This is a genomic window from Mesorhizobium sp. M4B.F.Ca.ET.203.01.1.1 (genome assembly GCF_004791025.1).
GTDB lineage: Bacteria > Pseudomonadota > Alphaproteobacteria > Rhizobiales > Rhizobiaceae > Mesorhizobium > Mesorhizobium abyssinicae.
The window spans coordinates 1-351 of record NZ_SRUO01000138.1; the positions used below are offsets into that span (position 1 = coordinate 1).

1 protein-coding gene is annotated in these 351 nt (G+C 72.9%); it reads left to right on the plus strand.

Annotated elements, in window-relative coordinates:
• A partial coding sequence (locus EN846_RS34005; RefSeq protein ID WP_135928123.1) for a GGDEF domain-containing protein occupies positions 1-339 on the plus strand: 339 nt, incomplete at its 5' end.
• Positions 340-351 lie beyond the last annotated feature (12 nt).

Here is a 351-nt window from a genome sequence, read left to right on the forward strand (position 1 = left end):
GCGCCGCAGGTGCCGTTGCAGCAGGCGCGCCACCTGCGGCGCAGCGACAGCGGTGCCCGCTACGGTGGCGAGGAGTTCCTGGTGCTGCTGGCCGATGGCGATCTGGCCGGCGGGCGCCAGCTGGCCGAATCGCTGCGCGTGGCACTGCAGCAACTGGACATCGCACTGGCCGGTGGCAACGTACTGCGCGTTACCGCCAGCTTCGGTGTGGCCGAGGGCGGGACCGATGCACTGGGCTGGCGCACGCTGCTGCGCGCTGCGGACGCGGCCATGTACCAGGCCAAGGCACAGGGGCGCGACCGCGTGCGCGTGGCCGGCGGTGGCCGCAACCTGCGCTGAGCAGTGCATCAG